This window comes from Tsuneonella litorea (assembly GCF_025154015.1).
Taxonomy (GTDB): Bacteria; Pseudomonadota; Alphaproteobacteria; order Sphingomonadales; family Sphingomonadaceae; genus Tsuneonella; species Tsuneonella litorea.
On sequence record NZ_JAOAMV010000001.1, the window covers coordinates 348,750 to 373,745 of the forward strand.

Annotated in this window: 23 protein-coding genes; 12 read left to right on the forward strand and 11 right to left on the reverse strand. The window is 67.9% G+C overall.

Going from position 1 to position 24,996, the window contains the following annotated elements:
* Window positions 1-18: 18 nt before the first annotated feature.
* From argF to N0B51_RS14845, 3 genes are all read right to left on the reverse strand, one after another.
* Window positions 19-951 (reverse strand): ornithine carbamoyltransferase, encoded by a 933-nt coding sequence (gene argF, locus N0B51_RS01565; protein WP_259960431.1) that lies wholly within the window; start codon window positions 949-951, stop codon window positions 19-21.
* Window positions 948-2,138, reverse strand: a complete 1,191-nt coding sequence (locus tag N0B51_RS01570; protein ID WP_259960432.1) for an aspartate aminotransferase family protein — start codon at window positions 2,136-2,138, stop codon at window positions 948-950. Before N0B51_RS01570 ends, argF begins: the two co-directional genes overlap by 4 nt.
* 138 nt (window positions 2,139-2,276) lie before the next feature.
* Complete coding sequence (locus N0B51_RS14845; RefSeq protein WP_311201816.1) at window positions 2,277-3,092, reverse strand: cold-shock protein; 816 nt, start codon at window positions 3,090-3,092, stop codon at window positions 2,277-2,279.
* Window positions 3,093-3,330: 238 nt separating this feature from the next.
* Between N0B51_RS14845 and N0B51_RS01590 the strand changes: the two genes are divergently transcribed.
* Both N0B51_RS01590 and N0B51_RS01595 read left to right on the forward strand, forming a co-directional pair.
* Entirely contained in the window at window positions 3,331-4,128 is a 798-nt protein-coding gene (locus N0B51_RS01590) for a TerC family protein (protein WP_259960792.1), read from the forward strand.
* Window positions 4,125-4,562, forward strand: a complete 438-nt coding sequence (locus N0B51_RS01595; RefSeq protein ID WP_259960433.1) for a protein tyrosine phosphatase family protein — start codon at window positions 4,125-4,127, stop codon at window positions 4,560-4,562. The genes N0B51_RS01590 and N0B51_RS01595 overlap by 4 nt, the downstream gene beginning before the upstream one ends.
* Here the strand turns inward: N0B51_RS01595 and N0B51_RS01600 are convergent.
* Complete coding sequence (locus N0B51_RS01600; RefSeq protein WP_259960434.1) at window positions 4,550-5,971, reverse strand: amidohydrolase; 1,422 nt, start codon at window positions 5,969-5,971, stop codon at window positions 4,550-4,552. The genes N0B51_RS01595 and N0B51_RS01600 overlap by 13 nt on opposite strands.
* Window positions 5,972-6,037: 66 nt before the next feature.
* Between N0B51_RS01600 and N0B51_RS01605 the strand changes: the two genes are divergently transcribed.
* Genes N0B51_RS01605 through N0B51_RS01620 form a run of 4 tightly spaced genes read left to right on the forward strand, consistent with a single transcriptional unit; the run spans window position 6,038 to window position 9,356 of the window.
* Entirely contained in the window at window positions 6,038-6,433 is a 396-nt protein-coding gene (locus N0B51_RS01605; RefSeq protein ID WP_259960435.1) for a hypothetical protein, read from the forward strand.
* Between the two features lie 11 nt (window positions 6,434-6,444).
* Entirely contained in the window at window positions 6,445-7,383 is a 939-nt protein-coding gene (locus N0B51_RS01610) for a sterol desaturase family protein (RefSeq protein WP_259960436.1), read from the forward strand.
* A 25-nt stretch (window positions 7,384-7,408) separates the two neighbouring features.
* Complete coding sequence (locus N0B51_RS01615; protein WP_259960437.1) at window positions 7,409-8,998, forward strand: GMC family oxidoreductase; 1,590 nt, start codon at window positions 7,409-7,411, stop codon at window positions 8,996-8,998.
* 43 nt (window positions 8,999-9,041) lie between these two features.
* Complete coding sequence (locus tag N0B51_RS01620; protein ID WP_259960438.1) at window positions 9,042-9,356, forward strand: YkvA family protein; 315 nt, start codon at window positions 9,042-9,044, stop codon at window positions 9,354-9,356.
* A 43-nt stretch (window positions 9,357-9,399) separates the two neighbouring features.
* Here the strand turns inward: N0B51_RS01620 and N0B51_RS01625 are convergent, their stop codons facing one another.
* From N0B51_RS01625 to N0B51_RS01655, 7 genes are all read right to left on the reverse strand, one after another.
* Window positions 9,400-12,141: a TonB-dependent receptor plug domain-containing protein gene (locus tag N0B51_RS01625; protein WP_259960439.1), complete on the reverse strand. Its 2,742-nt coding sequence runs from the start codon at window positions 12,139-12,141 to the stop codon at window positions 9,400-9,402.
* Window positions 12,142-12,370: 229 nt separating this feature from the next.
* Complete coding sequence (locus tag N0B51_RS01630; RefSeq protein WP_259960440.1) at window positions 12,371-13,738, reverse strand: ammonium transporter; 1,368 nt, start codon at window positions 13,736-13,738, stop codon at window positions 12,371-12,373.
* Between the two features lie 33 nt (window positions 13,739-13,771).
* A complete protein-coding gene (locus N0B51_RS01635) occupies window positions 13,772-14,110 on the reverse strand; it encodes a P-II family nitrogen regulator (protein ID WP_259960441.1) in 339 nt (112 codons plus the stop codon).
* A 151-nt stretch (window positions 14,111-14,261) separates the two neighbouring features.
* On the reverse strand, window positions 14,262-14,963 hold the full coding sequence (locus tag N0B51_RS01640) for an endonuclease/exonuclease/phosphatase family protein (protein ID WP_259960442.1): 702 nt from the start codon (window positions 14,961-14,963) through the stop codon (window positions 14,262-14,264).
* A 67-nt stretch (window positions 14,964-15,030) separates the two neighbouring features.
* Window positions 15,031-17,697, reverse strand: a complete 2,667-nt coding sequence (locus N0B51_RS01645; protein WP_259960443.1) for a M1 family metallopeptidase — start codon at window positions 17,695-17,697, stop codon at window positions 15,031-15,033.
* A 114-nt stretch (window positions 17,698-17,811) separates the two neighbouring features.
* A complete protein-coding gene (locus N0B51_RS01650; RefSeq protein ID WP_259960444.1) occupies window positions 17,812-18,390 on the reverse strand; it encodes a pyridoxamine 5'-phosphate oxidase family protein in 579 nt (192 codons plus the stop codon).
* On the reverse strand, window positions 18,390-19,976 hold the full coding sequence (locus N0B51_RS01655; RefSeq protein ID WP_259960445.1) for a helicase HerA-like domain-containing protein: 1,587 nt from the start codon (window positions 19,974-19,976) through the stop codon (window positions 18,390-18,392). Before N0B51_RS01655 ends, N0B51_RS01650 begins: the two co-directional genes overlap by 1 nt.
* 98 nt (window positions 19,977-20,074) lie before the next feature.
* On the opposite strand from N0B51_RS01655, the gene pabB reads away from it, so the two are divergent.
* The 6 genes from pabB (at window position 20,075) to N0B51_RS01685 (ending at window position 24,984) form a co-directional block, all read left to right on the forward strand.
* Complete coding sequence (pabB, locus tag N0B51_RS01660; RefSeq protein WP_259960446.1) at window positions 20,075-21,865, forward strand: aminodeoxychorismate synthase component I; 1,791 nt, start codon at window positions 20,075-20,077, stop codon at window positions 21,863-21,865.
* Window positions 21,862-22,512, forward strand: coding sequence for an RluA family pseudouridine synthase (locus N0B51_RS01665; protein ID WP_259960447.1), 651 nt, complete (start codon window positions 21,862-21,864; stop codon window positions 22,510-22,512). The genes pabB and N0B51_RS01665 overlap by 4 nt, the downstream gene beginning before the upstream one ends.
* The gene (gene arfB, locus N0B51_RS01670) at window positions 22,505-22,918 is read left to right on the forward strand and encodes an alternative ribosome rescue aminoacyl-tRNA hydrolase ArfB (protein WP_259960448.1); all 414 of its coding nucleotides are present in this window, start codon (window positions 22,505-22,507) and stop codon (window positions 22,916-22,918) included. The genes N0B51_RS01665 and arfB overlap by 8 nt, the downstream gene beginning before the upstream one ends.
* Window positions 22,919-23,044: 126 nt before the next feature.
* Complete coding sequence (gene rpmG, locus N0B51_RS01675; protein ID WP_057882031.1) at window positions 23,045-23,212, forward strand: 50S ribosomal protein L33; 168 nt, start codon at window positions 23,045-23,047, stop codon at window positions 23,210-23,212.
* Window positions 23,213-23,280: 68 nt separating this feature from the next.
* Window positions 23,281-23,943 carry a LolA family protein gene (locus N0B51_RS01680; RefSeq protein WP_259960449.1) on the forward strand — a complete coding sequence of 221 codons (663 nt, stop codon included), beginning with the start codon at window positions 23,281-23,283 and terminating at the stop codon, window positions 23,941-23,943.
* A gap of 255 nt (window positions 23,944-24,198) precedes the next feature.
* Window positions 24,199-24,984 carry an exodeoxyribonuclease III gene (locus N0B51_RS01685; RefSeq protein ID WP_259960450.1) on the forward strand — a complete coding sequence of 262 codons (786 nt, stop codon included), beginning with the start codon at window positions 24,199-24,201 and terminating at the stop codon, window positions 24,982-24,984.
* Window positions 24,985-24,996: the final 12 nt, after the last annotated feature.

A 24,996-nucleotide genomic window follows, 5' to 3' on the forward strand; every position in this document is an offset into this window, starting at 1 on the left:
CACGCGGCGCGCGCTAGGTCAAAGCCTGCCCAGGCTCCACAGCAGCACCGATTTCTGCGCGTGAATGCGGTTCTCCGCCTCGTCGAACACGACCGACCTGTCGCTTTCGAACACCTCTTCGGTCACTTCCTCGCCGATGTGCGCGGGAAGGCAGTGGAGAAAGCACGCGTCCGGCTTGGCCTGCGCCATGAGCCGGGAGTCGACCTGGAAGGGCGCCATCGCCGCGAGCTTGTTGTGCGCGTGGTCCTGTCCCATCGACACCCACGTATCGGTCACGATCACGTCCGCGCCGGCGGCAGCCTGCGCCGCATCGCGCGTGAGCGTGATGGTCGACCCGGCCTCGCGCGCCATCTCGACGAACGCGCTCTCCGGCTCGTAGCCCTGCGGCACCCCGACGCGAACGTTGAAGCCCAGCAACGCGGCCGCTTCGAGGATCGAGTGCAGCACGTTGTTGCCATCGCCGAGCCAGGCGAGCTCGAGCCCGGCAAGCGACTTGCCCTGCTCCTCGATCGTCAGCAGGTCGGCGACGATCTGGCACGGGTGCGACCGGTCGGTGAGGCCGTTGATCACCGGGACGGTGGCGTGCTTCGCCAGTTCCTCGATCTTGGCGTGATCGTCGGTGCGGATCATGATCGCATCGACCATCCGGCTGAGCACGCGGGCGGTGTCGGCGAGCGATTCGCCGCGGCCGAGCTGGGTCGAGCCGGAATCGAGGATGAGTGCGCTGCCACCGAGCTGGCGCATGGCCATGTCGAAGCTGACCCGCGTCCGGGTCGAGTTCTTTTCGAAGATCATCGCCAGCACGTGGCCCGCGAGCGGGGCGTCGGCATCGGGCCGCCCCTTCGGCCAGTCGCGCCGCGCGGCCTTGCGCGCGTGCGCGTCGGCGAGCATCGCCGTCAGCACGTCGCGACCCGCATCCGACAGGTCGAGGAAGTGCCGGAGGCGGTTCATCCGGCGGCCGACGGATCGTAGTCCGCCGCTCCCGCAGACAGCTTGTCGATGAACTCGTCGAACTCGGCCTCGCCGGCGACGAGCGGCGGCAGGACGCGCAGCGTGTTGTCGCCGGCGGCCACCGTCAGCAACTGGTGATTGTCGCGCAGGTGGACGAAGAAGGGGCGGCTTTCGACCTTCATCTTGATGCCGAGCATCAGACCCTTGCCGCGCACGCAATCGAAGAGCTCGGGATAGTTGCCGATGAACTGCTCGATCCGACTGCGCAGGCGCTCGCCCTTTTCGGTCACCTCGGCGAGGAATTCGTCGTTGGCCACCGCATCGATCACCGCCTCGCCCGCCGCCATGGCGAGCGGATTGCCGCCATAGGTCGACCCGTGCGTGCCGACGACCATCCCCCGCGCGGCCTTCTCGGTCGCGAGGCAGGCGCCCAGCGGGAAACCGCCGCCGATGCCCTTGGCGGTCGCCATGATGTCAGGCTCGATGCCGTAATGTTCGTAGGCGTACATCTTGCCGGTCCGCGCCACGCCGCACTGGACTTCGTCGAGGACGAGCATGAGGTCATGTTCGTCGGCGAGCTGCCGCAGCCCCTGCATGAACTCCTGCGATGCCGGCCGGATGCCACCTTCCCCCTGGATCGGCTCGACGAGGAAACCGGCGGTGTGCGGCCCCATCTGCGCCTTCGCGCTTTCGAGGTCGTCGAACTCGGCGTACTTGAACCCGGCAAGCAGGGGCAGGAAACCCTTGTGCATCTTCTCCTGGTTCGAGGCGCTAATGGTCGCCATCGTCCGGCCGTGGAACGCGTTCTTGAACGTGATCAGCTCAAACTTGTCATCGTTGCCGACATGGCTGTGGTAGGCGCGCGCGGCCTTTATCGCGCATTCGACGGCCTCGGCGCCGGAGTTGGTGAAGAACACCGTGTCAGCGAAGGTAAGGTCGACCAGCCGCTGCGCGAGACGCTCTCCTTGCGGACTGCCGTAGAGGTTCGACACGTGCATCAGCGTGGCCGCCTGCCGCTGGATCGCGCCGATCAGCCCTTCGTGGCTGTGGCCGAGCAGGTTGACCGCGATGCCGCTCGCGAAATCGAGATAACGGGTCCCGTCCTCGTCGATCAGGTGGCAGTGCTCGCCGCGCACGGGACGCACGCCGCACCGGGGGTAGACGGGCATGAGCGGGGTGATCGACATGGGCTTGATCCTTGCGAAATCTGTAATTCGGGTAATCCGTGATCGGAACGACAAATGGCGGCCCCGGAAGGGAACCGCCATTCGCACCGTCTAAGGTGAGGCGGCGGCCCGGTCAAACACCGGTCCGCCGCCGACGTGTCAGCCCTGGACGGGCACCAGGTTGACCGCCGAGTACTTGCCTCGTCGATCGACCTCGAGGTCGAATTCGTACTTCTCGCCCTCGTTCAGGCCGGAAAGGCCCGAGCGTTCGACCGCGCTGATGTGCACGAACGCGTCGGGCTGGCCGTCGTCGCGGACGAGGAAGCCGAAGCCCTTCATCGAATTGAAGAACTTGACCGTCCCGGTCGCCTTCTCGCCGGTCAGCTCGCGCCGCGGCGGACCGCGATCCGCGCCGCCGAAACCGCTGCCAGCGCCGCGATCCTCGCGCGGGCCGCGGCTCTGCACGGGAACGACATCGCCCACGATCTGCAGGTCCTGTGCGGAGATCTTCCCGCCGCGATCGACCAGGTTGAATTCGAGTTCCTGGCCTTCGCCGAGGCCTTCGAGGCCGGCGCGCTCGACCGCGCTGATGTGCACGAACACATCCTCGCCGCCGCCGTCCTGCGCGATGAAGCCGAAGCCTTTCTGGCCGTTGAAGAACTTGACCGTGCCCTTGCCGGCACCGACGACCTGCGGGGGCATCCGGTTGAAACCGCCGCCGCCGCCGCCGCCACCGCGCGGGCCGCCAAAGCCGCCACCGCCGCCGCCGCGAAAACCGCCGCCGCCGCCGCCGAAGCCGCCGCGGTCACCGCCGCCAAAACCGCCCCGGTCGCCGCCGAAGCCGCCACGATCACCGCCGCCGAAACCGCCACGGTCGCCGCCGAAATCGCCGCCTCCGCCGAAGGGATCGAAGCCGTCTTCACCGAACCCGTCGCGCTTGTCCCGGCCCCGACGTTTCCCTCTATCGTAACCCATAACCTGAAACGTACCTTCGTATTCTCGCCGCCCTTCATAACCTTCCCGTACGCGCGGACGGAACGCGCCGGGACAGGTCGGGAAGGCCGGATTCGGCCCCCTCCCCCGTGAGTCAGTAGCGGTTCATAGCGCAAGTCCTGCCCTGTTGCGAACGATTTAACCGGACCCTGGCACCCGGCCTCCCTTCAGGCGTGCGGAATGCTTGTCAGCCCGTCATCGGCCCGGCATGGCTGACGCCATGGATATCGTCGCATTGCTCACCGACCCGGCCGCCTGGCTTGCGCTCCTGACGCTGATTGCGCTCGAAGTCGTGCTTGGGGTCGACAACCTCGTTTTCATCGCAATTCTGTCGAACAAGCTTCCGCCCGAACAGCAGTCGCGGGCGCGGCGGATCGGCTTGTCGCTCGCGCTGATCATGCGGATCGGGCTGCTGATGCTGATCGGCTGGCTGGTGACGCTTACCCAGCCGCTGTTCGATCTCGGCATGGCCGGCGCCCCGAACGCCTATGGCGAACCGAGCTTCGAGACAGCCTTCTCCGGGCGCGACCTGATCCTCCTCGCCGGCGGCCTGTTCCTGCTCTGGAAGGCGACCAAGGAGATCCATCACTCGATGGAGCCCGAGGACGATTCGGGAGAACTGCTCGACAAGACCCCCGGCATCGGCGCGGCCGCCAAGGCCACCTTCGGAGCGGTGATCGCACAGATCATTGCGATCGATCTCGTCTTCTCGGTCGATTCGATCCTCACCGCGGTGGGCATGACAGACGAGATTCCGATCATGGTCGCCGCGGTCGTGATCACCGTGGGCGTGATGATGGTCGCCGCCGACCCGCTCGCGCGGTTCATCGAGAAGAACCCCACGCTGGTCATGCTCGCGCTGGCGTTCCTCGTGATGATCGGGCTCGTCCTGATCGCCGACGGGTTCGGTTTCCACGTGCCCAAGGGATACATCTACGCCGCGATGGGCTTTTCGGTGGGCGTCGAGATGCTCAATATCGTCCAGCGCCGCCGCCGCGCCAGAAAGGCACAGTCATGAGCGATTTCCGCCAGTTGTCCGATTCGATGTACGCAAGCCCCCAGATCGGCACGGCCGACGTCGCCGCGGCGAAGGAGATCGGCGTCGCGCTGATCGTCAACAACCGCCCCGAGGGCGAGAGCGACGATCAGGTGCCCGGCCCCGCGATCGAGGCGGCCGCGCGCGACGCCGGGATCGACTACCTCGCGATCCCGATCACCCATGCCGGGTTCAGCCACCCCCAGGTCGCGGCGCTCGCGGCGGCGCTCGAGAAGGCGGACGGCCCGGTACTCGGGTATTGCCGCTCGGGCACGCGCTCGACGCTGCTCTGGGCCCTTGCCCGTGCGAGCCTGGGCGACGATCCCGCCGCGCTTGCCGACGCGGCTGCACGCGCCGGGTATGACGTCGCCCCGGTACGGCCCGCGATGGACGCGCTCGCCGCTCAGTCGCGGTAATCGAGCGGCGGCTTGCGGTCGCCGAGCAGCGAGCGGTAGGTGTAGTTGCGCCCGCGCGCAGCATCGAACTCCGCCTTCGCCGCTGCCCGCAGCGCCGGGTCGGTGTAGAGTTCGACCGCTGCCAGCGCCATCGCCTTTGCCGCCAGTTGCGCGCCCTTGAACCCGATCGACATCCCGCTTGCCGCCGCCGACTGCCACGAGTGCGAGGGCGTGCCCGGCACCCAGGTCGCGGTGTTGAAGCCGACCGTCGGCGTGGCCCACGAGACGTCGCCGACGTCGGTCGAGCCGTAGCCGAGCGTCCTGGCGTAGGGCGCGACCATCTGCGCCGATTCGATCGGCCTTGCCTTTGCCAGCGTCGGCGCGATCCGTTCTGCGAACGCGCGTTCCTCGGCACTGTATGCGATCCCGCCCAGCGCGCGCAGCTTGGCATCCATCATGGCCTGCAAGGTCTCGTTGACGAGCAGCGGGTTGTTGCCGTGGATCACCTCCCATTCGACCTTTGTGCCCGTTCCCATCGCGGCGCCCTTCGCCGCCGCCTCGACCCGGCTCCACATGGCCTCGACCTCGTCGGTGCGGGAATGGCGCACGTAATAGAAGACCTCGGCAAAGTCGGGGATGACGTTCGGCGCCTTGCCCCCTTCGGTGATGACGTAGTGGATGCGCGAGTCCATCGTGGTATGCTCGCGCATCAGGTTGACCATCATGTTCATCGCCTCGACCCCGTCGAGCGCGCTGCGCCCCTGGTCGGGAGCGCCCGCGGCATGGGCCGATCGCCCATGAAAGCGGAACTTGGCCGACCGGTTGGCAAGGCTGGTTTCGGCGGCGGCGCTGTTCTCGTCCCCCGGATGCCAGTTGATCGTGAAATCGACGTCGTCGAACAGCCCGTCGCGCACGAGGTAGACCTTGCCCGAGCCGCCTTCCTCGGCGGGAGTGCCGTAGAACCGGACCCGGCCCGGCGTGCCGGTCTTCTCGAGCCATTCCTTGACCGCGATTGCCGCGGTCATCGAGGCGGCACCGAACAGGTTGTGGCCGCACGCGTGCGCCGCGGGCTTGCCGGCGATCGGGTCGCGGGCGGGGACCGCGGCCTGGCTGATTCCGGGCAGGGCGTCGTATTCGCCGAGGACCGCGATCAGCGGGCCGCCCGTCCCCCATTCGGCGGTGAACGCGGTGGGAATGCCGGCGACGCCCTTCGTCACCTTGAAGCCGGCCCGGGAAAGCTCCGACGCAAGCAGCGCGCTCGACCGGTCTTCCTTGTAACCGACCTCGGCCCACTCCCAGATCTGTCGTGCGACGCGCGTGGTATCTGCCTCGCGCGCGGCGACGAGCGCGACGGGATCGGGCGCCACGGCAAGAGCGGGGGCGGCAAGCAACAGGGCTGCGCCTGGCAGCGCGGCGAAACGGATCGGCATATGGTGAAGGCTCCCTCTTTGCGCGCAGCCTAGCGCGGGCGCAAAGGCTGTGGCAACGCCGCGGCGATGACCGGCAAGCTGATCCAGATGGGCGCATCGCTGATCGCGATTCTCGCGCTTGCGTGGATTGCGCTCAGGCTCGGGCTGGGCGGCGACGCCCGCATCCGCGACGAGGCGCATCTGCGCGAACTGGCACAAGAGGCATTGTACGGATTCGAGCCGGTGGAGATCGCGATCGACCGCGCCGGCCTCGCCGCACTGGCGCGCGATGGCGAGGGCCGGGTCATGCTCCTCCGGCGGCACGGTGCGCATTTCGCGGCCCGGCTGCTAGACGGGCACGCGCACGCCAGGCTCGACCGCAACTTCCTCGTCGTCGGCACGAGCGACCGCCGATTCGGAGAAATCACGCTCGACCTCGGCCCGCAAGCGCAGGCTTGGGCTGCGAGCCTTCGGCGCCTATAACCCGGTCAGCCATGCCCAGCTTCTCGCCCGTCGATTACGCCGTACCCGGTTTCGTCCTGCTGGTCCTGATCGAGATGATCTGGGCCCGGAGGATGCGGCGCGAGGCCTACGAGCCGCGGGACACGCTGACCAGCCTCGCCTTCGGCCTCGGCAGCACGGTAGCGGGTCTGCTGACCGGCGGGGCGTTCCTCGCGCTGTTCCTGTGGACCTGGCAGTTCCGCCTGTTCGAGGTGCCGTGGGCGTGGTGGGCGTGGGCGCTGTGCTTCGTGCTCGACGACCTCGCCTACTACTGGATCCACCGCTTCGGGCACCGCGTGCGGTGGTTCTGGGCGAGCCACGTGAACCACCACTCGAGCCAGCATTACAACCTTTCGACCGCGCTGCGGCAAACCTGGACGGGTTTCCTCACGCTCGGTTTTGCGTTCAAGCTGCCGCTGGTCCTGCTGGGCTTCCACCCGGTCATGATCGCCATCTGCGGCGGCTTCAACCTGATCTATCAGTTCTGGATCCACACCGAGGCGATCGGCAAGATGCCGCGCTGGTTCGAGGCGGTGATGAACACGCCGAGCCACCACCGCGTCCACCACGCGACCAACCCGCGCTACCTCGATCGCAACTACGCAGGCGTGTTCATCGTCTGGGACCGCCTGTTCGGCACGTTCGAGGAAGAGCGCCCCGACGAGGAACGGATCCGCTACGGCATCGTCCGGCAGCTCGGCAGCTTCAACCTCCTGTGGGCGGTGTTCCACGAATGGATCGGCATCGCGCAGGACGTGGCCCGCGCGCCCTGGCGGCACAAGCTGTCCTACCTCGTCCGTGCACCCGGCTGGACCCACGACGGTTCCCGCGAGACGAGCGAGATGATCCGCGCCCGCTGGGAAACGCGCCGGGTCGCGGAAAAACCGGTTGCGGACGAAAACCCGGTTGCCGCACCGCGCGAGGCTGCCTAACCCCCACCTCCAAGGAGAGGCGGGCGTGAGCGACAATTTCGACATCATCGTGATCGGCGGCGGCAGCGCGGGCAGCGCGGCGGCCGGGCGGCTGGCCGAAGCAGGGCGGCGGGTCTGCCTGCTCGAAGCGGGCGGTGCGAACCGGCATGTCTTCACGCGCACCCCGGGGCTGCTGGCGATGATGCCGGACAGGAGCATGTTCAAGTACGATACCGAGCCGATGGACAGCCTCGGCGGCCGGATCGGTTACCAGCCGCGCGGGCGCGGACTCGGCGGATCGAGCGCGGTCAACGGGATGGTCTACATTCGCGGCCACCCGTGGGATTACGAGAACTGGGCCGCGCTCGGCTGCACGGGCTGGGCATGGGACGACGTCCTTCCCGTCTTCAAGCGGCAGGAGAACAATGCACGCGGCGCCGATGCCTGGCACGGCGCGAGCGGCCCCTTGCCCGTCAGCGACCAGATCAGCCCGAGCCACGTGGCGCAAGCCTTCGTCGATGCCGCCGCCGAACTCCAGCTGCCCCGCAACGATGACTTCAACGGGCCCCGCCAGGAGGGCTTCGGACTATACCAGGTCACCCAGAAGGACGGCGAACGCTGGTCGTCGTCGCGCGCTTTCATCGAGCCGCTCGAAGGCAGCCCGAATCTTGCCGTGCGCACCGACGTGGTGATCGAGCGAATCGAGATCGAGGACGGCCGCGCCACCGGCGTGACCATCCGCAAGGGCGATGGGACCGAGACGATCCGCGCGTCGGGCGGCGTGGTGCTGAGCGCGGGGGCGTTCGGCAGTCCGCAGATCCTGATGCTGTCGGGCATCGGCCCAGGCGCTGAGCTTTCCCGTCACGGCATCGAAGTGCGACTCGACCGGCCGGCGGTGGGCGCCGACCTGCAGGATCACTGCGATTTCCTGACCAGCTACGAGCTCGACGACACGAGCCTGTTCGGCGGCTCGCTCAAGGGCCTCTGGGCGCTTGCGAAGGCCTTCGTCGAGCACCGCCGGCACCGGACCGGGATGCTGACCACGAACTTCGCCGAAAGCGGCGGGTTCGTGAAGATCGAACCCGATGCTCCGGCGCCCGACATCCAGTACCATTTCATCCGCGCGATCATCCAGAACCACGGGCGCGACCGGTTGAAACAGCACGGCTTCTCGCTCCACGCCTGCGTGCTGCGACCGTACAGCCGCGGCTGGGTCCGGCTGCACAGCGCGGACCCGACGGCGGCGCCGGCGATCAACCCCAATTTCCTGTCCGACGCGCGCGACATGGCATTGCTGATGAAGGGTTCGCGATTGATGGTGCGGATCGCCGATGCCCCGAGCTTCCGGGCGCTGGGAGCAAGGGACCGCAACCCCATCGATTACGACGACGACGACGCGCTCGAGGCGCGCATCCGCCAGGTGGCCGACACCATCTACCACCCGGTGGGAACCTGCCGGATGGGCGGCGACGACGACAGCGTGGTCGATCCCACGCTCGCGGTGCGCGGCGTCGACCGCCTGTGGGTCGCCGATGCCTCGGTCATGCCCCGGCTCGTCAGCGGCAACACCAACGCGCCGAGCATCATGATCGGCGAGCGGTGTGCCGGGTTCATTGAGGCGCGGCTCGCTGCCTAGTCTCCGCGATCGCCTCCAAGCGCTCAAGCGCGAGGCACTGACTTTGTGGGTCGCCGCGCGCGATCCGCGCACGCCGATTGCCGCGAAGCTTCTGGCAGGCGCGGTCGCCGCCTACGCCTTCAGCCCGATCGACCTGATCCCCGATTTCATCCCCGTGCTGGGGCTGGTCGACGATCTGCTGATCGTCCCCGCAGGGGTGTGGCTGGCGCTGAAGCTGATACCGGCGCCGCTCATGGCAGAGTACCGCGAAGCCGCCGCGCGCCTGGCCGAGCGGCCGGTGTCGCGCGGCGCGGCCGTCGCGATCATCGCCGCCTGGGTCGCGATCCTCGCTATCGGCGGGTGGCGGCTGCTGCGATGAGAAGGCCCGCCGGGGGCATGGCCCCCGGCGAATGGCCCGCTTGTCAGAACTTCGCGCTGGCCCGCACGTACCAGCTGCCCCCGTTGAAACCGAACGGAGAGCGTTCGCCATATTGCGCGCCCACGATGCCGCGCCACGGGTTCAGCGTCGGATAGGTATCGAACAGGTTCTGTGCGCCGACCGCCAGTTCGAAGTTGTCGATGAACTCGTAGCCGATTTCGGCGTCGACGGTCATCTTCGCCTTGGCGAAGATCGGCAGCGTATCGTCCTCGAGATGGGCCTCGAAGTACTTGCCGAAGTAGTTGACCCGTAGCAGCCCGCGGAACCGGCCCTGCTCGTGCGTCAGGTTCAGGAAGCCCTTCCAGCGCGGCAGGCCCTCCTCGAGCTGGCGCACGCGCGTGCTGTTGAGCGTGTCGCCCACGTTGGTGACGTCGGTCTTCGTGTAGTTGATCGCCAGCGTCGCGCGGGTGGTGCCGCCCGATACGAGAGCGAACCGCGAGTTCAGGACGAAGTCGACACCCTGCGTGCGCGTATCGAAATCGTTGTTGAAGAACGTGAACGCGGTCAGGTCCTCGAACCCGGTGAAGTCCGCCCGGTCGATCACGTTGGCGTTGGCGAGCTGAGTCAGCAGCTGCGCGGTCGGCGGGGTGAAGGTGGAAGTGCAGTTGTTCGCCACGCCTTCACGATTGGCGAGATAGCAGAGCGCCGCAGGGAAATCGATCGCCGACGAGCGCGAGATCCGGTCCTTCAGCTTGATGTTGAAATAGTCGATCGTGAAGGTGACCCTGCCCATCTCGCCCGCCACGCCCGCGGTGAAGCTGTCGGCCCGCTCGGGCCCCAGCGTCGGGCGCGTACCGCCCAGCCCGCCGCTGGCCACCGGTGCCGCGATGTAGTCGGCGGCGATCAGGCCAGGCGCGCTGAAGAGCGGGAACGTGCCTTCGTCCTGCAGCATCCCGTTGGAAAACTGCGTGGTCACGTTGATCACGTTGGCCTGGCCGGCAGTCGGCACGTGGAAGCCGGTCGAATAGGTGCTGCGCACCCGCAGCGCGTCGCTCAGCTTGTAGAGCCCGCCGACCTTCCACGTCGTGGTGTTGCCGAAGCTCTTGGTGTCTTCGTAGCGCACCGCCGCCTGCAGTGTGAGCGCCTCCATCAGGTCGGCCTCGATGTCGAGGTAGGCCGCCTTGTTGTCTTCCTTGCTCGATCCGGCGGAATTGGTGGCGAAGCCGGGAAAGCCGTTCGAACTGGTCGAGAACCCCTGACCGAACGGGAATGCGGCAGTGGGTTGGGCAAGCGGCCCCAGCTCGAACGAAGCCAGGTCGCCTGCATAAATCGTGAATTCCTCGTCGCGGTATTCGCCGCCCGCAGCGACGTAGACGCTGCCGGTTCCGAGCGGAATCTCGTACCCGAGGTTGAGGTTGAACACGTTCTCGGTCTGCGAATAACCGCCCGGGTTGAATTCGGTCGGGGTGTTGGGGCCGAGCGAGGCGTTGACAGTGTTGCGGATCATGAAGTCCGCCTTGTTGCGCCCGTGCCGGTAGCTGAGGTCGAAGTCGATCGCGCCCAGCACCTTGCCGCGCACGCCCGTCGCGATCGAGTAATCCTCGACGTCGCCGCCGAAGCGGGGCGTGAAACCGCCGGGAAACAGCTCGACGAACGAGAAGCAGTTAGGGTTGGCGGTGACCGCCGCGAGCACGACCGGGTTGGGAATGAGCCCGCCGCCCTGGGTCAGCGGGATGCCCGCCGGACAGTCGCCCGCGGTGTTGATCGACAGGTCGCCGACGAGGATAGAGGGGACCGCGTTGGGCGCGGTGGAGGCGAACCCCGTCACCGGATCGACCATCGGCCCCGCGTAGACGCCGCCGCGGTTGGTCGGGTTGCGGAAGAAGAATCCCCCGTCGACGTTGCGGCTGGCATAGTTGCCGAACGCATAGAGGGTGATGTCTTCCGTCAGGTCGACGCCGGCGTTGGCATAGAACTTGAAGTCGTCGTTTACATTGGGCTGGCCCCAGATCTGCGCGGGATTGGCGACCGCGGTATTGCCGGCGGCGATCAGCGCGGCGGCGTCGTCGCGCTGGACCGAACGGTCAGTCGCGTTCGATTCCCCGTATTCGGCACTGAGGTTGAGGAACCCGGCATCGCCCAGCGGAAGGCCGACGTTGGCGCCGAACAGGTAGTTCTCACCGTCGCCCTTGTAGGTCTGTCCGTACTTGGCGGTCAGCTCGATCCCGTCGGCATTGTCCTTGAGGATGAAGTTGAGCACGCCCGCAATGGCGTCGGAACCGTATTGCGAGGACGCGCCGTCACGCAGCACTTCGAGCTGCTTGATCGCGATCGAGGGGATCACCGATATGTCGGGGCCTTGCGAACCGTCCGAGATGCCGCCGCCGAGGAAGGCGATGACCGAAGCGCGGTGCATGCGCTTGCCGTTGACGAGGACGAGTGTGTTGTCGGGCGACAGGCCGCGCAGGTTAGCCGGCCGCACGAGTGTCGCGGCGTCCGAGATCGGCTGGGTGCTGACGTTGTAGGACGGCACCGAGATACGGATCGCGTCCCCGATGTCGTTCGGCGCCTGGTTCTGCAGTTCCGAACCCGACACCACGTCGACCGGCGCGACCGTGTCTGCCGCCGAACGGTCGAGCTGGCGGGTGCCGGTGACGATGATCGCCGGGGCATCGGCCGGGCCGCCGAGGTCCTGTGCGGCCGCAGGCGACAGGGTCGCCACGGATGCCGCTCCCACGAGCAGGCCGACCCGCAGTTTGGTGAAGGTGGAAGCCGGATACGCCATTGTTCTTCTCCCCTAACTTTTCGCAAGTTTGATCGATTGCGCGCGTTTGGCAACGGCAATGCGGTGCGGGGATGCGCTGCGAATCGGGAGTGTGTTCAAGCTGCAACGAAAAAGGGGCCGGGAGCGGCTGGCTCCCGACCCATCAAAGGCGGTGTTCGCAGGAGGAACATCGGATGGCGGAGCCAGAGGGAAGGAGAGGAGACCCCCTGGCCCACGCCAAGCTTGGTGATCAGTTGTAGGCGCGCTCCCCGTGCTCGCCGATGTCGAGGCCGTCGTATTCGACCTCGGCGCTGACCCTGAGGCCGGTGACGAGCTTGACGATGAACGCGGCCAGCGCGGTGCCGGCAGCGGCCCAGCCGATCGCTACAGCGACGGCGATGATCTGGGTCGTCACCTGCGCACCCATCGCAGTGGAGCCGTCGCCCGGCCCGCCGAAGCCGGGCTGGTAGACGATGCCGGTGCCGATCGCGCCGACGATGCCGGCGATCCCGTGGATGCCGAACACATCGAGCGAGTCGTCATAACCGAGCTTCGACTTCAGCTTGGAAACCGCGAAGTAGGCCACGACCGAAGCGACGATGCCGAGCACGATCGCTCCGAACGGTCCGCTGTTGCCAGCGGCCGGAGTAACCGCGACGAGGCCGGCGATGATGCCCGAGGCAAAGCCAAGGGCCGAGCCCTTGTGACCGGCGAAGCGTTCCATCAGCATCCACGCCAGCGCACCCGCCGCGGTGGCGACGAAGGTGTTGATCATGGCAAGGCCCGCGGTGCCGTCGGCTTCGAGTTCCGACCCGGCGTTGAAGCCGAACCAGCCCACCCAGAGCAGGCCCGCGCCCACGAGCGTCAGCGTGAGGCTGTGCGGCGGCATCGGCTCGGCCGGGTAGCCCTGGCGCTTGCCGAGGAACATCGCGAGGACGAGCGCCGAAACGCCGGCGTTGATGTGCACCACGGTGCCGCCCGCGAAGTCGAGCGCGCCCATCTCGAACAGCAGGCCGCCGCCCGCCCAGACCATGTGAGCGATCGGGAAATAGACGATGGTCAGCCAGATCGCGGTGAACAGCATCGCGGCGGAGAACTTCAGCCGCTCGACGGTCGCACCCAGGACCAGGGCGGCGGTGATCGCGGCGAAGGTCATCTGGAACGAGATGAAGACGTATTCGCTGATGACCTCGTCCGAGAAGGTGGCGGCCGTGCTGTCTGCATCGACACCGGCAAGGAAGAACTTGCCCCAGCTGATGAAGGCGTTGCCTTCGGGCCCGAAGGCGAGGCCGTAGCCGTAGATCACCCAGATCAGCATCGCGAGGCAGGCCGCCCCGCCGACCTGGGTCATCGTCGAAAGCATGTTCTTGCTGCGGGTCAGGCCGCCGTAGAACAGCGCCAGGCCCGGCAGGATCATCAGCAGGACTAGGAGCGTCGCGGTCATCATCCAGGCGTTGTTGCCCGGATTGGCGACCGCGGCGGCCGCTTCGGCGGCGGCGGGCGCCGCCTCGACGGCGGCATCTGCGGCAGTCGCCGCGGCGTCCTGCGCGAAGGCGGCGGTGGCGGCGAGCATCGACGCCCCCGTGGCGACCGCGCCGGTAAAGAGTGTGCGGATCATCGGATTACCCCTCATGATTTCGGAGCGCGCGGATCAGAGCGCGGTGTCGCCGGACTCGCCGGTGCGGATGCGGGTCGCGGAAGCGAGGTCGAGGACGAAGATCTTCCCGTCACCGATCGCTTCGGTGCGGGCGACCTGCTGGATCGTTTCGACCACTTGCGGCGCGATCGCGTCGCTGGCGGCGATCTCGAGCTTCACCTTGGGAAGCATGTTGGTCGAGTATTCCGCGCCGCGGTAGATTTCGGTCTGGCCCTTCTGGCGCCCGAAGCCCTTGACCTCGGTCACGGTCATGCCGGCGACGCCGATGCCCGAGAGCGCCTCGCGCACCTCGTCGAGCTTGAACGGCTTGATTACGGCGATGATGAATTTCATCGATGCCCCCTCGATTGCGGCCGGGCCCGTCCCGGCTTCGCAGGTGCAGCAAGAGCCGTGCCAGCCGGGAAAATTAACGGTCCGCCGAGGGTGGGCGCACGGACGCGCTTGGCGCCCTGCACACGCAGATGCTCAGAAAATAGGCACGTGGTCAGGAATTGGGCAACTCGAGCGTTGCCCAGACCGGCAGATGGTCCGACGCCTGCGTCGCCAGTGCGCTGTGGTGAACCCCAAGCTCGACGATCTTCCACTCGCGCGAGGCGACGATCCGGTCGAGGTGGGCGATCGGCTGGCGACTGGGAAAGCTCCGGCCCGGCGCGAGCGATTGCCAGCGATCCGCGAATTCGCGCATGGCGCCGGTGGCGACCCCCCACTGGTTGAAATCGCCCATGAGCACCGTGGGGCACCCGTCCGCGCACCCGTCGATGTGGTCGAGGATCGCCCGAACCTGGTCCCGCCGCCTGAGGCCCGACAGGTCGAGATGCATCCCCACCGCCCGGATCCGCAGCCCGGAAACGGCGAAATCGCCGCGCACCGCCCCGCGCGGCTCGAGCATCGGCAGTGCGACCGCATGGGATTCGATCGGCTCGAAGGTACGGCGCACCAGGATCGCGTTGCCGTGCCAGCCTAGGCTGGTGGCGCGGCGGGCGACCGGCAGGGGGCGCCAGGGGGTGTCGTCGAGCGCTGCACGCTCGATCACGCTGTCCCGCGTGCCGAAGCGCAGGTCGCACTCCTGCAGCGCGATCACGTCGGCATCGATCTCGCGCAGGACCGTCAGCACGCGATCGGGATCGCGCCTCCCGTCGGTCCCCACCCCCTTGTGGATGTTGTAACTGGCAAAAGTCAGCTGCACGTGCCGGTCCAACGCACGCAGTCCGGCAAAAGTGCCCGGCGCAGTGGCGGCTTGCCGGCCATGGCGGCTATTGCAGCGCGCGAAGCGCGGCGTTCACCTCTTGCGCGCGCGCCGCCTTCAGGGTGCCGCAGTTTCGCACCTGCTCGATGGTCCGTTCGAGTTCGAGCGCGGCAGGCGTGCCGGCAAGGTTCCCGCGAAAGAGTTCCGCGATCTCGTTGGCCTTAGAGACGGAACAGTAGTCGCGCAGCACCATCGGGATGCCGCGCAGGTTGAAGATGCCGGACTTCCCGTCGATCAGCGCCGCCAGATTGCCGCGCATCCAGTCATAACCGAGGTCCCGCGTCTTGCCCGTCAGGACGACGGCGAGCCGCAGCGACAATTGCTCGCTTACGCGCAAGCGGCCATCTTCAATCCCGGCGAGTATCCAGCGCGCGACCTCGGGATCGCCCGACCGGCCGATCGCGGACAGCGCCGCCGGGCGGAAAACCGGGTCTTCCGAGGCCAGGGCAGCGCTCGCGAGCGTCCGCGCGCCCGCGATGCCCGTCTTGGCAAGATAGGCCTTCATCGCGGTCCCGAAGAACGCCGGGTCGAGCGCCGCGGTCTCTCCGCCGAGATAGGCGCCGACAGCGGCAACGAGCGTCTTCTCAAGCGCGGGATCACGCGCCATCGCCACGCCGGCGACCGCACGCTGGCGCCGCTGCGTCTCTTCGGGGTCGGCGCCAGCATAGGCGCCTGCCTTCGGATCGAAGCCGAGCGCCTCGTAGTCCTTGCGCACGAGGCCGGCTGCCCATTTCAGGTAGGCCGCCTCGGCGGCGTCATCGAGGAACCCCGCGCGGTACAGCCGGGCGAGCGAATCGGTGGCCGCGCCGGCGGCGTAGGAATCGGGATTGGCCGCCAGCCTTTCCGCCAGGGCGATCAGCTTCGACGGGCTTGCCCGGCCGGCGCGAAAGCTTGCGTCGAGGCTGTCCTCGAGCGCCAGGGCCTCCGCCGCTTCGAGCGTGTCGGCCTGTGCGATGAGCGCATCCCACTCCGCGCCGGGCAATTCGAAGCGGTAGTAGCCGGTGCCGCCGGCATTGGGCATGAGCGGACCACTGCCGGCTAGCGCGAAGGCGCCCGCAGCGTCGGCCAGCAGGGTGCACGCGCGTTCCTCCGACCGGCGCATGCACACCGGAACGCCCCACCGGGTGTCGGTCGGTTCAGCGCCCAGCGGCGCATAGCGGCTCTGGCGGATCGAATAGCTGCCGTCCCCGCCGCTGACCGTGATCAGCGGAACGCCCTGCTGGTCGGTAAAGCTCTGCATCGCTTGGGTCAGGCGGTCGTCTTTCGCAGCGGAGGCCATCGCGGCGAAGAAATCCTCGCTCGTCGCGGTCCCGTATCGGTGCGCCCCCATGTAGGCCCGCACGCCCTGTCGAAACGCATCGGGCCCGACGAACCCGGCCACCATCGCGACAACGTGACCGCCCTTGCCGTAGGTGATCGTGTCGAAGGCGGAATCGACCTGGTCGTTGGTCGCGATGGGCTGGTGGATCGGCCGGCCCGCAGCCAGCTCGTCGGTCGACATCGCTTCAAACCCTTCGGCCAGGGCGCCTTCGCCGATCTTGAGGTCGGGCCGCCACCGCCCCCCGATCTCGTACCCCATCCAGTTGGCGAAACTCTCGTTGAGCCAGATGTCGTCCCACCAGCGCGGGGTGACCAGATCGCCGAACCACTGGTGCGCGAGTTCGTGCGCGACGACCATGCCGAACAACTTCTTGCGCGACACGGCGGCATCTTCATCGAGGATCAGGATGCCGTCGGCGTAGAGGTCGGCGCCCGCGTTTTCCATCGCGCCGGGCATCACCGGAGAGGTGATCTGGTCGAGCTTGGGGTACGGGAAGGCCTGGCCGAAATAGTTCTCCAGGAGCGCCACGATTGGTTTCGAGTTCTCCAGCGCGAAGTGCATCGTGCCAGCGTTCGGCCGGGTGGTGACGATTCGCAGCGGGAGGGGCTGCGCCCGCTCGGGCGTCGGCGGGACCACGCTCTCGGCGGTGACGAACGGCCCCGCCATCATCGCGACGAGATAGGTCGGAAGCGGCAGCGTCGGGGCGAACCGGTGGACCTGCCAGCCGTCCTCTAGGGTGCTCGACACCTCGGGCGCATTGCTGACCGCGACCTGGCCGGCAGGGGTCCGGATGGTGACCGTAAACGGTACCTTGAAGGACGGCTGGTCGAACGAGGGGAACGCCGCCCGCGCGTCGGTCGACTGGAACTGGCTCCAGCCGTACCATTCGTCGCCGACCTTGACGTGAAACAGACCCGACGCGTTGTTCTGGTAGCGCCCGGTGTAGGCAAATTCGAGGGTCAGGCGACCTGCCGGCAGGTCTTCGGGAAAGCCGATCCGCGCGACCCCCGAATCGTCGATCTGGTGCCAGGTGCCGGTCCATCGGTCCGCGCCGCCGCCCGCCGGGCGGGCGACGACCGAAAGCATGTCGAGGTTGCGGCCATGCAGGTCGATGAAGCGCGATGGCGCCGCGAGTTCGACGTCGATTTCGGTCCGGCCCGAAAAACCGTCGCGCGCGGGGTCGAAGGAGGTGTCGATGCGATAGGCCGTCGGGATCGCGGCATCGCTCAGCAGCCCGCGCGGCACGTCGGCGAGCGCGACGGCCTGGCTTTCAGCAGGTTGCTCCTGCCCCAACGCCGGAACGGCAGCAAAGACCGTGCTGGCAAGGAGAGCGACAGTGAACGCGAGACGCATGCAGGTTCTTTCGATGGGATGGGGTATTGTCGGAAGCGATCCGCTACCGGTGCGCGCAGCCGAATGGCAAGCGCCCGCATCGACCGGCGGCCATCGCCGACCGACGAGCGGCGATCACCGCCCCTCGGGCGCGGGTTCGCCGGCTATGTAGCGGTCGGTCGCCCGGGTCGGCAGCCCGTCGATGCTCGACGTGCGGCCGGCCGCCTTCGCCACCCATGCCGCCGGGTCGGCCTGGGCGTGGTACTTGACCAGCGTCTCCCGGTCCCTGTCGTGCTCCATCAGAGGCACGCCCCAGCCGCAGCTCGTCTGGACGCTCTCGACCGCGATGTCGAAAATCTGCCGGGTGCCCGGCAGAAGCGTGAAATGCCCGGCGAGTACCGCCCATCCGGCGTCCTGCGGAAGCACCGCCCGGCCGCGGCCGTAGACCCGCAGGATCAGCGCCGGCTGGCGAAAGTTGCACACCATCAGCGTGATCCGCCCGTCCGCCGCCAGGTGGGCATGGGTCTCGTTGCCCGAACCGCCGAGGTCGAGATAGGCGATACGGTTCGGGGACAGCACCTTGAGCGTCCCGTCGAGACCCTTCGGGCTGAGGTTGATCCGCCCCTCGTTCCCTGCGGTGGCAACGAAGAAGACCGGTTGGGCTTCGATCATCGCGACGTGGTCGGGACCGAGCGAATCGAAGAAATCGGCCATCAGCGCATCAGGCCGCCGATGAGGTTGCGCACGAACCGCCCGACGTAGGGACCGGCAAGGTCGGTGGCGATCGAGCCGGCGGCGGAACTCGCGGCGGTCTTCATCGGGTTGGCGCGCGATTTCTTACCCAGGATCGCCCCGGCCGCGATCGAGGCGCCCGAACCGAGTGCGGCCCCCGCGGCGCGCTTGCCCGCCTTCGACATCATCGTGCCCCAGATGCCGGTGTGCAGCCGCTCGCGCTTGCCGACTTCGGCGCGGCTCGTCGCCTCGACCTCCTCGGCGGTCGCGGCGGCATCGGCGGCCTTCTGGGCGAGCACTTCGGCGGCACTCTCGCGGTCGACCGTCTCGTCGTACTTGCCGTCGAACGGGCTGACCGACTGGATGATCGCGCGCTCCTTGGCGTCGATCGGTCCCAACCGGCTGCGCGGCGGCTTGATCAGCGTGCGCTGGACCACCGAGGGCGCCCCGTCCTCGAGCAGGGTCGAGACCAGCGCCTCGCCGGTCTTGAGCTCGGTGATGGCCTGCGCCACGTCGAGTTTCGGATTGATGCGAAAAGTGTCCGCCGCCGCCTTGATCGCCTTCTGGTCGCGCGGGGTGAACGCCCTCAATGCGTGCTGGACCCGGTTGCCGAGCTGGCCCGCGACTTCCTCGGGCACGTCGATCGGGTTCTGGGTGACGAAATAGACGCCCACGCCCTTCGACCGGATGAGCCGGACGACCTGCTCGATCTTGTCCTCGAGCGCGGATGGCACGTCGTCGAACAAGAGGTGCGCCTCGTCGAAGAAGAAGACGAGCTTGGGTTTTTCCGCGTCGCCGACTTCGGGCAGCACCTCGAACAGTTCGGCAAGCAGCCAGAGAAGGAACGTTGCGTAGAGCTTGGGGCTGCGCATCAGCTTGTCGGCGGCGAGCACGTTGATCATCCCGCGCCCCTTTTCGTCGACGCGCAGAAAATCGGCGATCTCGAGCGCCGGCTCGCCGAAGAACTGCGCCCCGCCCTGGCTGTCGAGGCTGAGCACCTGGCGCTGGATCACCCCGACGCTGGCCTTCGAGATGTTGCCGTACTTCGCGGACAGGTCACTCGCGTTCTCGGCCGCGTGGGCCAGCATCGCCTGGAAGTCCTTGAGGTCGAGCAGCAGCAGTCCCTCGTCGTCGGCGAACCGGAAGACCACGTCGAGCACGCCCTGCTGGGTCTCGTTGAGGTCGAGCAGGCGACCGAGCAGCAGCGGCCCCATTTCGGAGATCGTCGTGCGGATCGGGTGGCCCTGTTCGCCATAGAGGTCCCAGAACACCGCCGGATTGTCCGAATAGGCATAGTCGTCCATCCCGAGCTGTTTCGCCCGCTCCTCGAGCTTTGCGGCGTGCTTGAAGGCGGGCGAACCGGGCATCGAGATTCCCGAAAGGTCGCCCTTCACGTCGGCGAGGAACACCGGGACCCCGTTCGCGGAGAAGCTCTCGGCAAGGCCCTGCAGCGTCACCGTCTTGCCGGTGCCGGTGGCCCCCGCGATCAGGCCGTGGCGGTTGGCGCGGCCGAGTTCGAGGTACTGTTTCTCGCCGTTATCGGCGAGGCCGATGAAGATCTGGCCCACTCGCTGGCTCCTCCCCCTGTGCCCTTTCCGTCTCGCAACAGCTCCGCGCGCGGTCAAGCGCCCTCGACACGAAAGCGCGAGGCGCTAAGGCTTAGCCGATGCCCGGGCGCACCCCTTTCGTATTGCTCGACGACGCGCGCGCCGCCGGCGCCGCGGACGCGAACCTGTTCGAGAACCCGAGCGAGAGGTTCGTCGCACACCGGCCTGCCGAGGTCGCCGCCGTGCTGGACAGGGCCGACGCGGCACGGCGTGCCGGGGGCACGCTCGCGGGCTACATCGCCTACGAGGCCGGGCTCGCGCTCGAACCCCGCCTTTCCGCGCTGGCCGGCCCCCGCACCGGCGCGGGCGGCCCGCTGGTATGGCTCGGCCTGTTCGACGAAGCGCGGATCGTTCCCGCGGCCGAGGTTCCCGGCTGGCTGGCCGAGCACGGCGAAGGCACGCCAAGCCTCGGCCCGCTCGATCCCCAGCTCTCTCCGGGAGGGTACACCGAGGCATTCGAGCAGCTGCGCGAAGCGATCCGGGCGGGCGACATCTACCAGGCGAACCTCACCTTCCCGCTCGCGGGCAGCTTCCGCGGCGATCCGCTGGCGCTCTACGCCGCGCTGAGGGGCGACGCCGCGAGCGGGTACGGCGGGATCGTGTTCGACGGGCAGCACTGGCTCCTCAGCCTCTCGCCCGAGCTGTTCTTCAGCCTGCGAGACGGCGAGGCGAAGGCCAAGCCAATGAAGGGAACCCGTCCCCGCGCCGCCGACCCCGGGGCGGATCGCGCGCTGGCCGACGAACTCGCGCATTCGGACAAGGATCGGGCCGAAAACCTGATGATCGTCGACCTGATGCGCAACGACCTCAGCCGCGTCGCAGAGGCCGGAAGCGTGCGGGTCGAGGCGCCGTTCGCGGTCGAGAGCTATCCGACGGTCCACCAGATGGTCACCACCGTCCGCGCGCGGTTGGCCGAAGGCATGGGGGCGATGGACCTCGTTCGGGCGCTGTTTCCGTGCGGATCGATCACCGGCGCGCCGAAGATCCGCGCGATGGAACTGATCGACGCGGTTGAGCGTGACGCGCGCGGTCCCTATTGCGGGGCGATCGGGCGGATCGGTCCGGGCGGAGACGCGGCGTTCAACGTGGCGATCCGCACCCTGCGCCTGACCGAGACCGAGAACGGCCACGGCACCGCGGTTCTCGGCGTCGGCTCGGCGATCGTCGCCGACAGCCAAAGCGCGCCCGAGCGGCGCGAGTGCCTTCTGAAGGCAGGTTTCGCGGCCCGCTCCGCTGCCGGGTTCGACCTGATCGAAGCGATGCGGTTCGATCCGGAGACGGGGATCAACCTGCTCGAAATCCATCTCGAACGGATGAAGGCGAGCGCCGCGGCACTGGGCTTCGCGTTCGACCGGCACGCGGCGCGCAACGCGATCCAGGCGCTGTGCTTCGAGCTCGAGGTTCCCGCCAAGATCCGCCTCCTCCTCGCGCGCAGCGGCGCCACCGCGCTCGAGGCGCAGGCGCTGGGCGAAACGCCGGCCGAGACGACCTGCATCGCGCTGCCGCTCCCGGTCGATCCCGGCGACCACCGCCTTGCCCACAAGACGAACGATCGCTGGTTCTACGACGCGGGGCGCGATGCGGCCCGTGAGGCGGGTGCCGACGATGCGCTGTTCGTGCGCGACGACGGCCGCGTGACCGAAGCCATGGCCGCCAACGTGTTCGTCGCGCGTGACGGCGTGCTGTTGACCCCGCCCACCGCGCTCGGGCTGTTGCCGGGCGTTCTTCGCCGGTCGCTGATCGAAAGCGGCCGCGCGCGCGAATCGGACCTGACGCTCGACGATCTTGCGGAGGGGTTCCTGCTGGGCAATGCGGTGCGCGGACTGATGCCGGCGAGGCTGCTGCCGTGATCCCGATTCTCTTCGAGGACGGCGAGGCGCTGGTGATCGACAAGCCCGCCGGCCTGCCCATCGAGCGCCCCCGCGCGGGCGGCCGCTCGCTGGAGGATCACCTGCCGCAGTTGCGGCTCGGCTTCCAGCGCGATCCCGTCGCGGTGCATCGGCTCGACACCGACACCAGCGGCTGCCTGCTGCTCGCGCGCAATCCCAAGGCGCTCGCCCGGTTCAACCGCGCGTTCGAGGAGCGAGCGGTCGCCAAGCGCTACCTCGGCATCGTCGCGGGCGACTTCGCCAGCGACGAGGGGTCGATCGAACTGTCGCTCAGCAAGATCAGCTCGGCCGAGAAGGGCTGGCGGATGATCCCTGCCCGCAAGGGCAAGCCTGCGGTCACGCACTGGCGCAAGCTCACCGCCCACGAGGGGCTGACGCTGGTGGAGTTTCGCCCCGAGACCGGCCGGACCCATCAGATCCGGGTCCACGCCGCCAGCGGGCTCGGCGCGGCGCTGGCGGGCGATCCGGTCTACGGCAGCAAGCACACCGGCCCGCGCACGATGCTCCACGCGATCGACCTCGAGGTCCCGCGCGAGGGCAAGCCGGCAATCCGCGCCCACGCGCCATTGCCGCCCGACTTCGCGCAGCTCGGCTTCGCGCATGAGTGACGCCGACGAGGCGGTGGCGCGCGCCCTTGGAGCGGCCGAGGAAAGCTTCATCGCCGCCTCCGGCCCCGGCGGGCAGAACGTCAACAAGGTCGCGACCGCGGTGCAGCTGCGGCTCGATGTTTACGCGCTGCGACTCCAGCCGCAGGTGTTCGCGCGGTTGAAGGCGGCGGCGGGCAGACGGATGACGGCAGGCGGCGAGATCGTGCTCACCGCGCGGCGGTTCCGCACGCAGGAGGCGAATCGGGCCGATGCGCGCGAACGGCTCGAGGGGCTGATCCGGGGCGCATTCGAGGCCCCCGCAAAGCGCGCGAAGACCCGGCTCAACCGCGTGGGCAAGGAAGCGCGCATCCGGGAGAAGAAATCGCGCGGCCAGGTCAAGGCCAACCGCGGCAAGGTCGCGTGGTAACGCGGCGCCACTTCGCTTGACTTTCGCCGCGGTTTGCACCAATGGCCGCGCCCGACGGGCGGTGCGCGTGCGCCGCCCTTGGTATTTAAGGCCCGCTGTGGCCGCAATCGAATCAGGACAAGCGCCATGGCGAAGCCCGCAACCGTCAAGATCCGGCTGGTCTCGACCGCCGACACCGGCTTCTTCTACGTCACGAAGAAGAACCCGCGCAACCACACCGAGAAGTTCACCTTCCGCAAGTATGACCCGGTTGCCAAGAAGCACGTCGAGTTCAAGGAAGCCAAGATCAAGTGATCTTCCTGAACCGCCGGAACCGCTTGGGTTCAGTGGTGGTTCAACGCTCCGCACCTAATTGCCGGAGCATGAGAAACTTGAAGAAACTTCCCGCATTCTCGCTGCGCGCCGCGATTGCCGGCGCGCTTGCGGTTGGCGCGCCCGCGGCGCTGCTAACGCTTCCCGCCGTCCCCGCCGAGGCCCAGTCGAGCCAGCTCGACCAGGCGGTTGCCGCATTGCGCGGCATCTCGACGATGAAGGCCGACTTCACCCAGACGGACCGCAAGGGCCAGACGCTTTCGGGCGAGCTGACGCTCAAGCGGCCCGGCAAGATTCGCTTCGAATACGAAAAGGGCGCCAACATGCTCGTCGTATCGAACGGAAAGTCGCTCTATCTCGTCGATTACGAGGTCAAGCAGGTCCAGCGCTGGCCGATCGGCAATTCGCCGCTGGGCGCGCTGCTCGATCCCAGCCGCGACGTGAAGCGGTACGGCAAGCTGGTCCCTTCGGGTAGCGACAACGTCGTCGCGGTCGAGGTCAAGGACAAAAAGCACCCCGAATACGGGGTGATCACGATGATCTTCGTCAAGAACGCGTCGGCCCCCGGCGGGCTGCAGCTGACCAACTGGGTCGCGCTCGATTCGCAGAACGGGCGCACCACCGTGCGCCTGTCGAACCAGCGTTACGGCGTCGCGGTGGCTGACAGCGCGTTCAAGTTCAGGGATCCCAGGCCCTCGTCCCGTCGCCGCTAGGCCCCGCTTCGGCGGATTGCCGTTGGCACGATGCGACGAGCCGAATCGCGGCGTTCATCGAGGTGAAAGCCACCCGGGCGTAGAGCCGGTGTTGCGGAACGGCCCGAGGCGGATTTCCCCCCTGTTGTCCGACCTCGCAAGAGGCTGCCCGCAAGCGTGACGAACGCTCAAAACGAACCCCCGCGCCAATGCCCCCGGCGCGGGGGTTTTTTCGTTCGCTGTTGCGACGCGCGGGGGCGCTGCTATCCGCCTGTCATGCTTTCGATCGCCACCTGGAACATCAATTCGGTTCGCCTGCGCATCGACCAGGTCCTGCGCGTGCTGTCGGAGCAAGCGCCCGACGTGCTGTGTCTGCAGGAAATCAAGTGCCAGGAACACCAGTTCCCCGCCCAGGCGCTCGCCGACCTCGGCTACGTCCACCAGGCGGTGCACGGACAGAAGGGCTACCACGGCGTCGCCACCGTCAGCCGCTTGCCGTTCCGCGAGATCAGCCGCCACGACTGGCAGGACAACGGCGAGGCGCGCCACGTCGGGGTCGAGATCGAAGGCTCCGGGCTGGTCGTCGAGAACGTCTACATCCCGGCCGGGGGCGACGTGCCCGATCGCGAGGCCAACCCCAAGTTCGGCCAGAAGCTCGATTTCCTCGAGCGGATGGCCCGCTGGGCGGATTCACTCGACCGGCCGACGCTGCTGGTCGGCGATTTCAACGTCGCGCCGCTCGAATGCGACGTCTACGACCACAAGGCGCTGCTCAAGGTCGTCAGCCACACCCCGGTCGAAGTCGAGGCGCTTGGGCGGCTGGGGGACGCCCACGGCTGGGTCGACCTGGGGCGCAGGTTCATCCCGGCGCCCGAGCGCAACTACTCGTGGTGGTCCTACCGCAGCTACTGGCGGCAGAAGGACCAGGGCCGGCGGCTCGACCACATGTGGGCCAGTCCCGACCTGGCGAGACAGGCGACGGGCCACCGGTTCGTCGAGGAAACGCGCCGGTGGGACAGCCCGAGCGACCACGTTCCGCTGGTCACGGAGTTCGACCTCTGACCGCGAGCCCAT

Coding starts and splice junctions, on each gene's coding strand:
- argF (WP_259960431.1), bottom strand. CDS start 951: ATGAACCGCCTCCGGCACTTCCTCGACCTGTCGGATGCGGGTCGCGAC.
- N0B51_RS01570 (WP_259960432.1), bottom strand. CDS start 2,138: ATGTCGATCACCCCGCTCATGCCCGTCTACCCCCGGTGCGGCGTGCGT.
- N0B51_RS14845 (WP_311201816.1), bottom strand. CDS start 3,092: ATGGGTTACGATAGAGGGAAACGTCGGGGCCGGGACAAGCGCGACGGG.
- N0B51_RS01590 (WP_259960792.1), top strand. CDS start 3,331: ATGGATATCGTCGCATTGCTCACCGACCCGGCCGCCTGGCTTGCGCTC.
- N0B51_RS01595 (WP_259960433.1), top strand. CDS start 4,125: ATGAGCGATTTCCGCCAGTTGTCCGATTCGATGTACGCAAGCCCCCAG.
- N0B51_RS01600 (WP_259960434.1), bottom strand. CDS start 5,971: ATGCCGATCCGTTTCGCCGCGCTGCCAGGCGCAGCCCTGTTGCTTGCC.
- N0B51_RS01605 (WP_259960435.1), top strand. CDS start 6,038: ATGACCGGCAAGCTGATCCAGATGGGCGCATCGCTGATCGCGATTCTC.
- N0B51_RS01610 (WP_259960436.1), top strand. CDS start 6,445: ATGCCCAGCTTCTCGCCCGTCGATTACGCCGTACCCGGTTTCGTCCTG.
- N0B51_RS01625 (WP_259960439.1), bottom strand. CDS start 12,141: ATGGCGTATCCGGCTTCCACCTTCACCAAACTGCGGGTCGGCCTGCTC.
- N0B51_RS01630 (WP_259960440.1), bottom strand. CDS start 13,738: ATGATCCGCACACTCTTTACCGGCGCGGTCGCCACGGGGGCGTCGATG.
- N0B51_RS01635 (WP_259960441.1), bottom strand. CDS start 14,110: ATGAAATTCATCATCGCCGTAATCAAGCCGTTCAAGCTCGACGAGGTG.
- N0B51_RS01645 (WP_259960443.1), bottom strand. CDS start 17,697: ATGCGTCTCGCGTTCACTGTCGCTCTCCTTGCCAGCACGGTCTTTGCT.
- N0B51_RS01650 (WP_259960444.1), bottom strand. CDS start 18,390: ATGGCCGATTTCTTCGATTCGCTCGGTCCCGACCACGTCGCGATGATC.
- pabB (WP_259960446.1), top strand. CDS start 20,075: ATGCCCGGGCGCACCCCTTTCGTATTGCTCGACGACGCGCGCGCCGCC.
- arfB (WP_259960448.1), top strand. CDS start 22,505: ATGAGTGACGCCGACGAGGCGGTGGCGCGCGCCCTTGGAGCGGCCGAG.
- rpmG (WP_057882031.1), top strand. CDS start 23,045: ATGGCGAAGCCCGCAACCGTCAAGATCCGGCTGGTCTCGACCGCCGAC.
- N0B51_RS01680 (WP_259960449.1), top strand. CDS start 23,281: ATGAGAAACTTGAAGAAACTTCCCGCATTCTCGCTGCGCGCCGCGATT.
- N0B51_RS01685 (WP_259960450.1), top strand. CDS start 24,199: ATGCTTTCGATCGCCACCTGGAACATCAATTCGGTTCGCCTGCGCATC.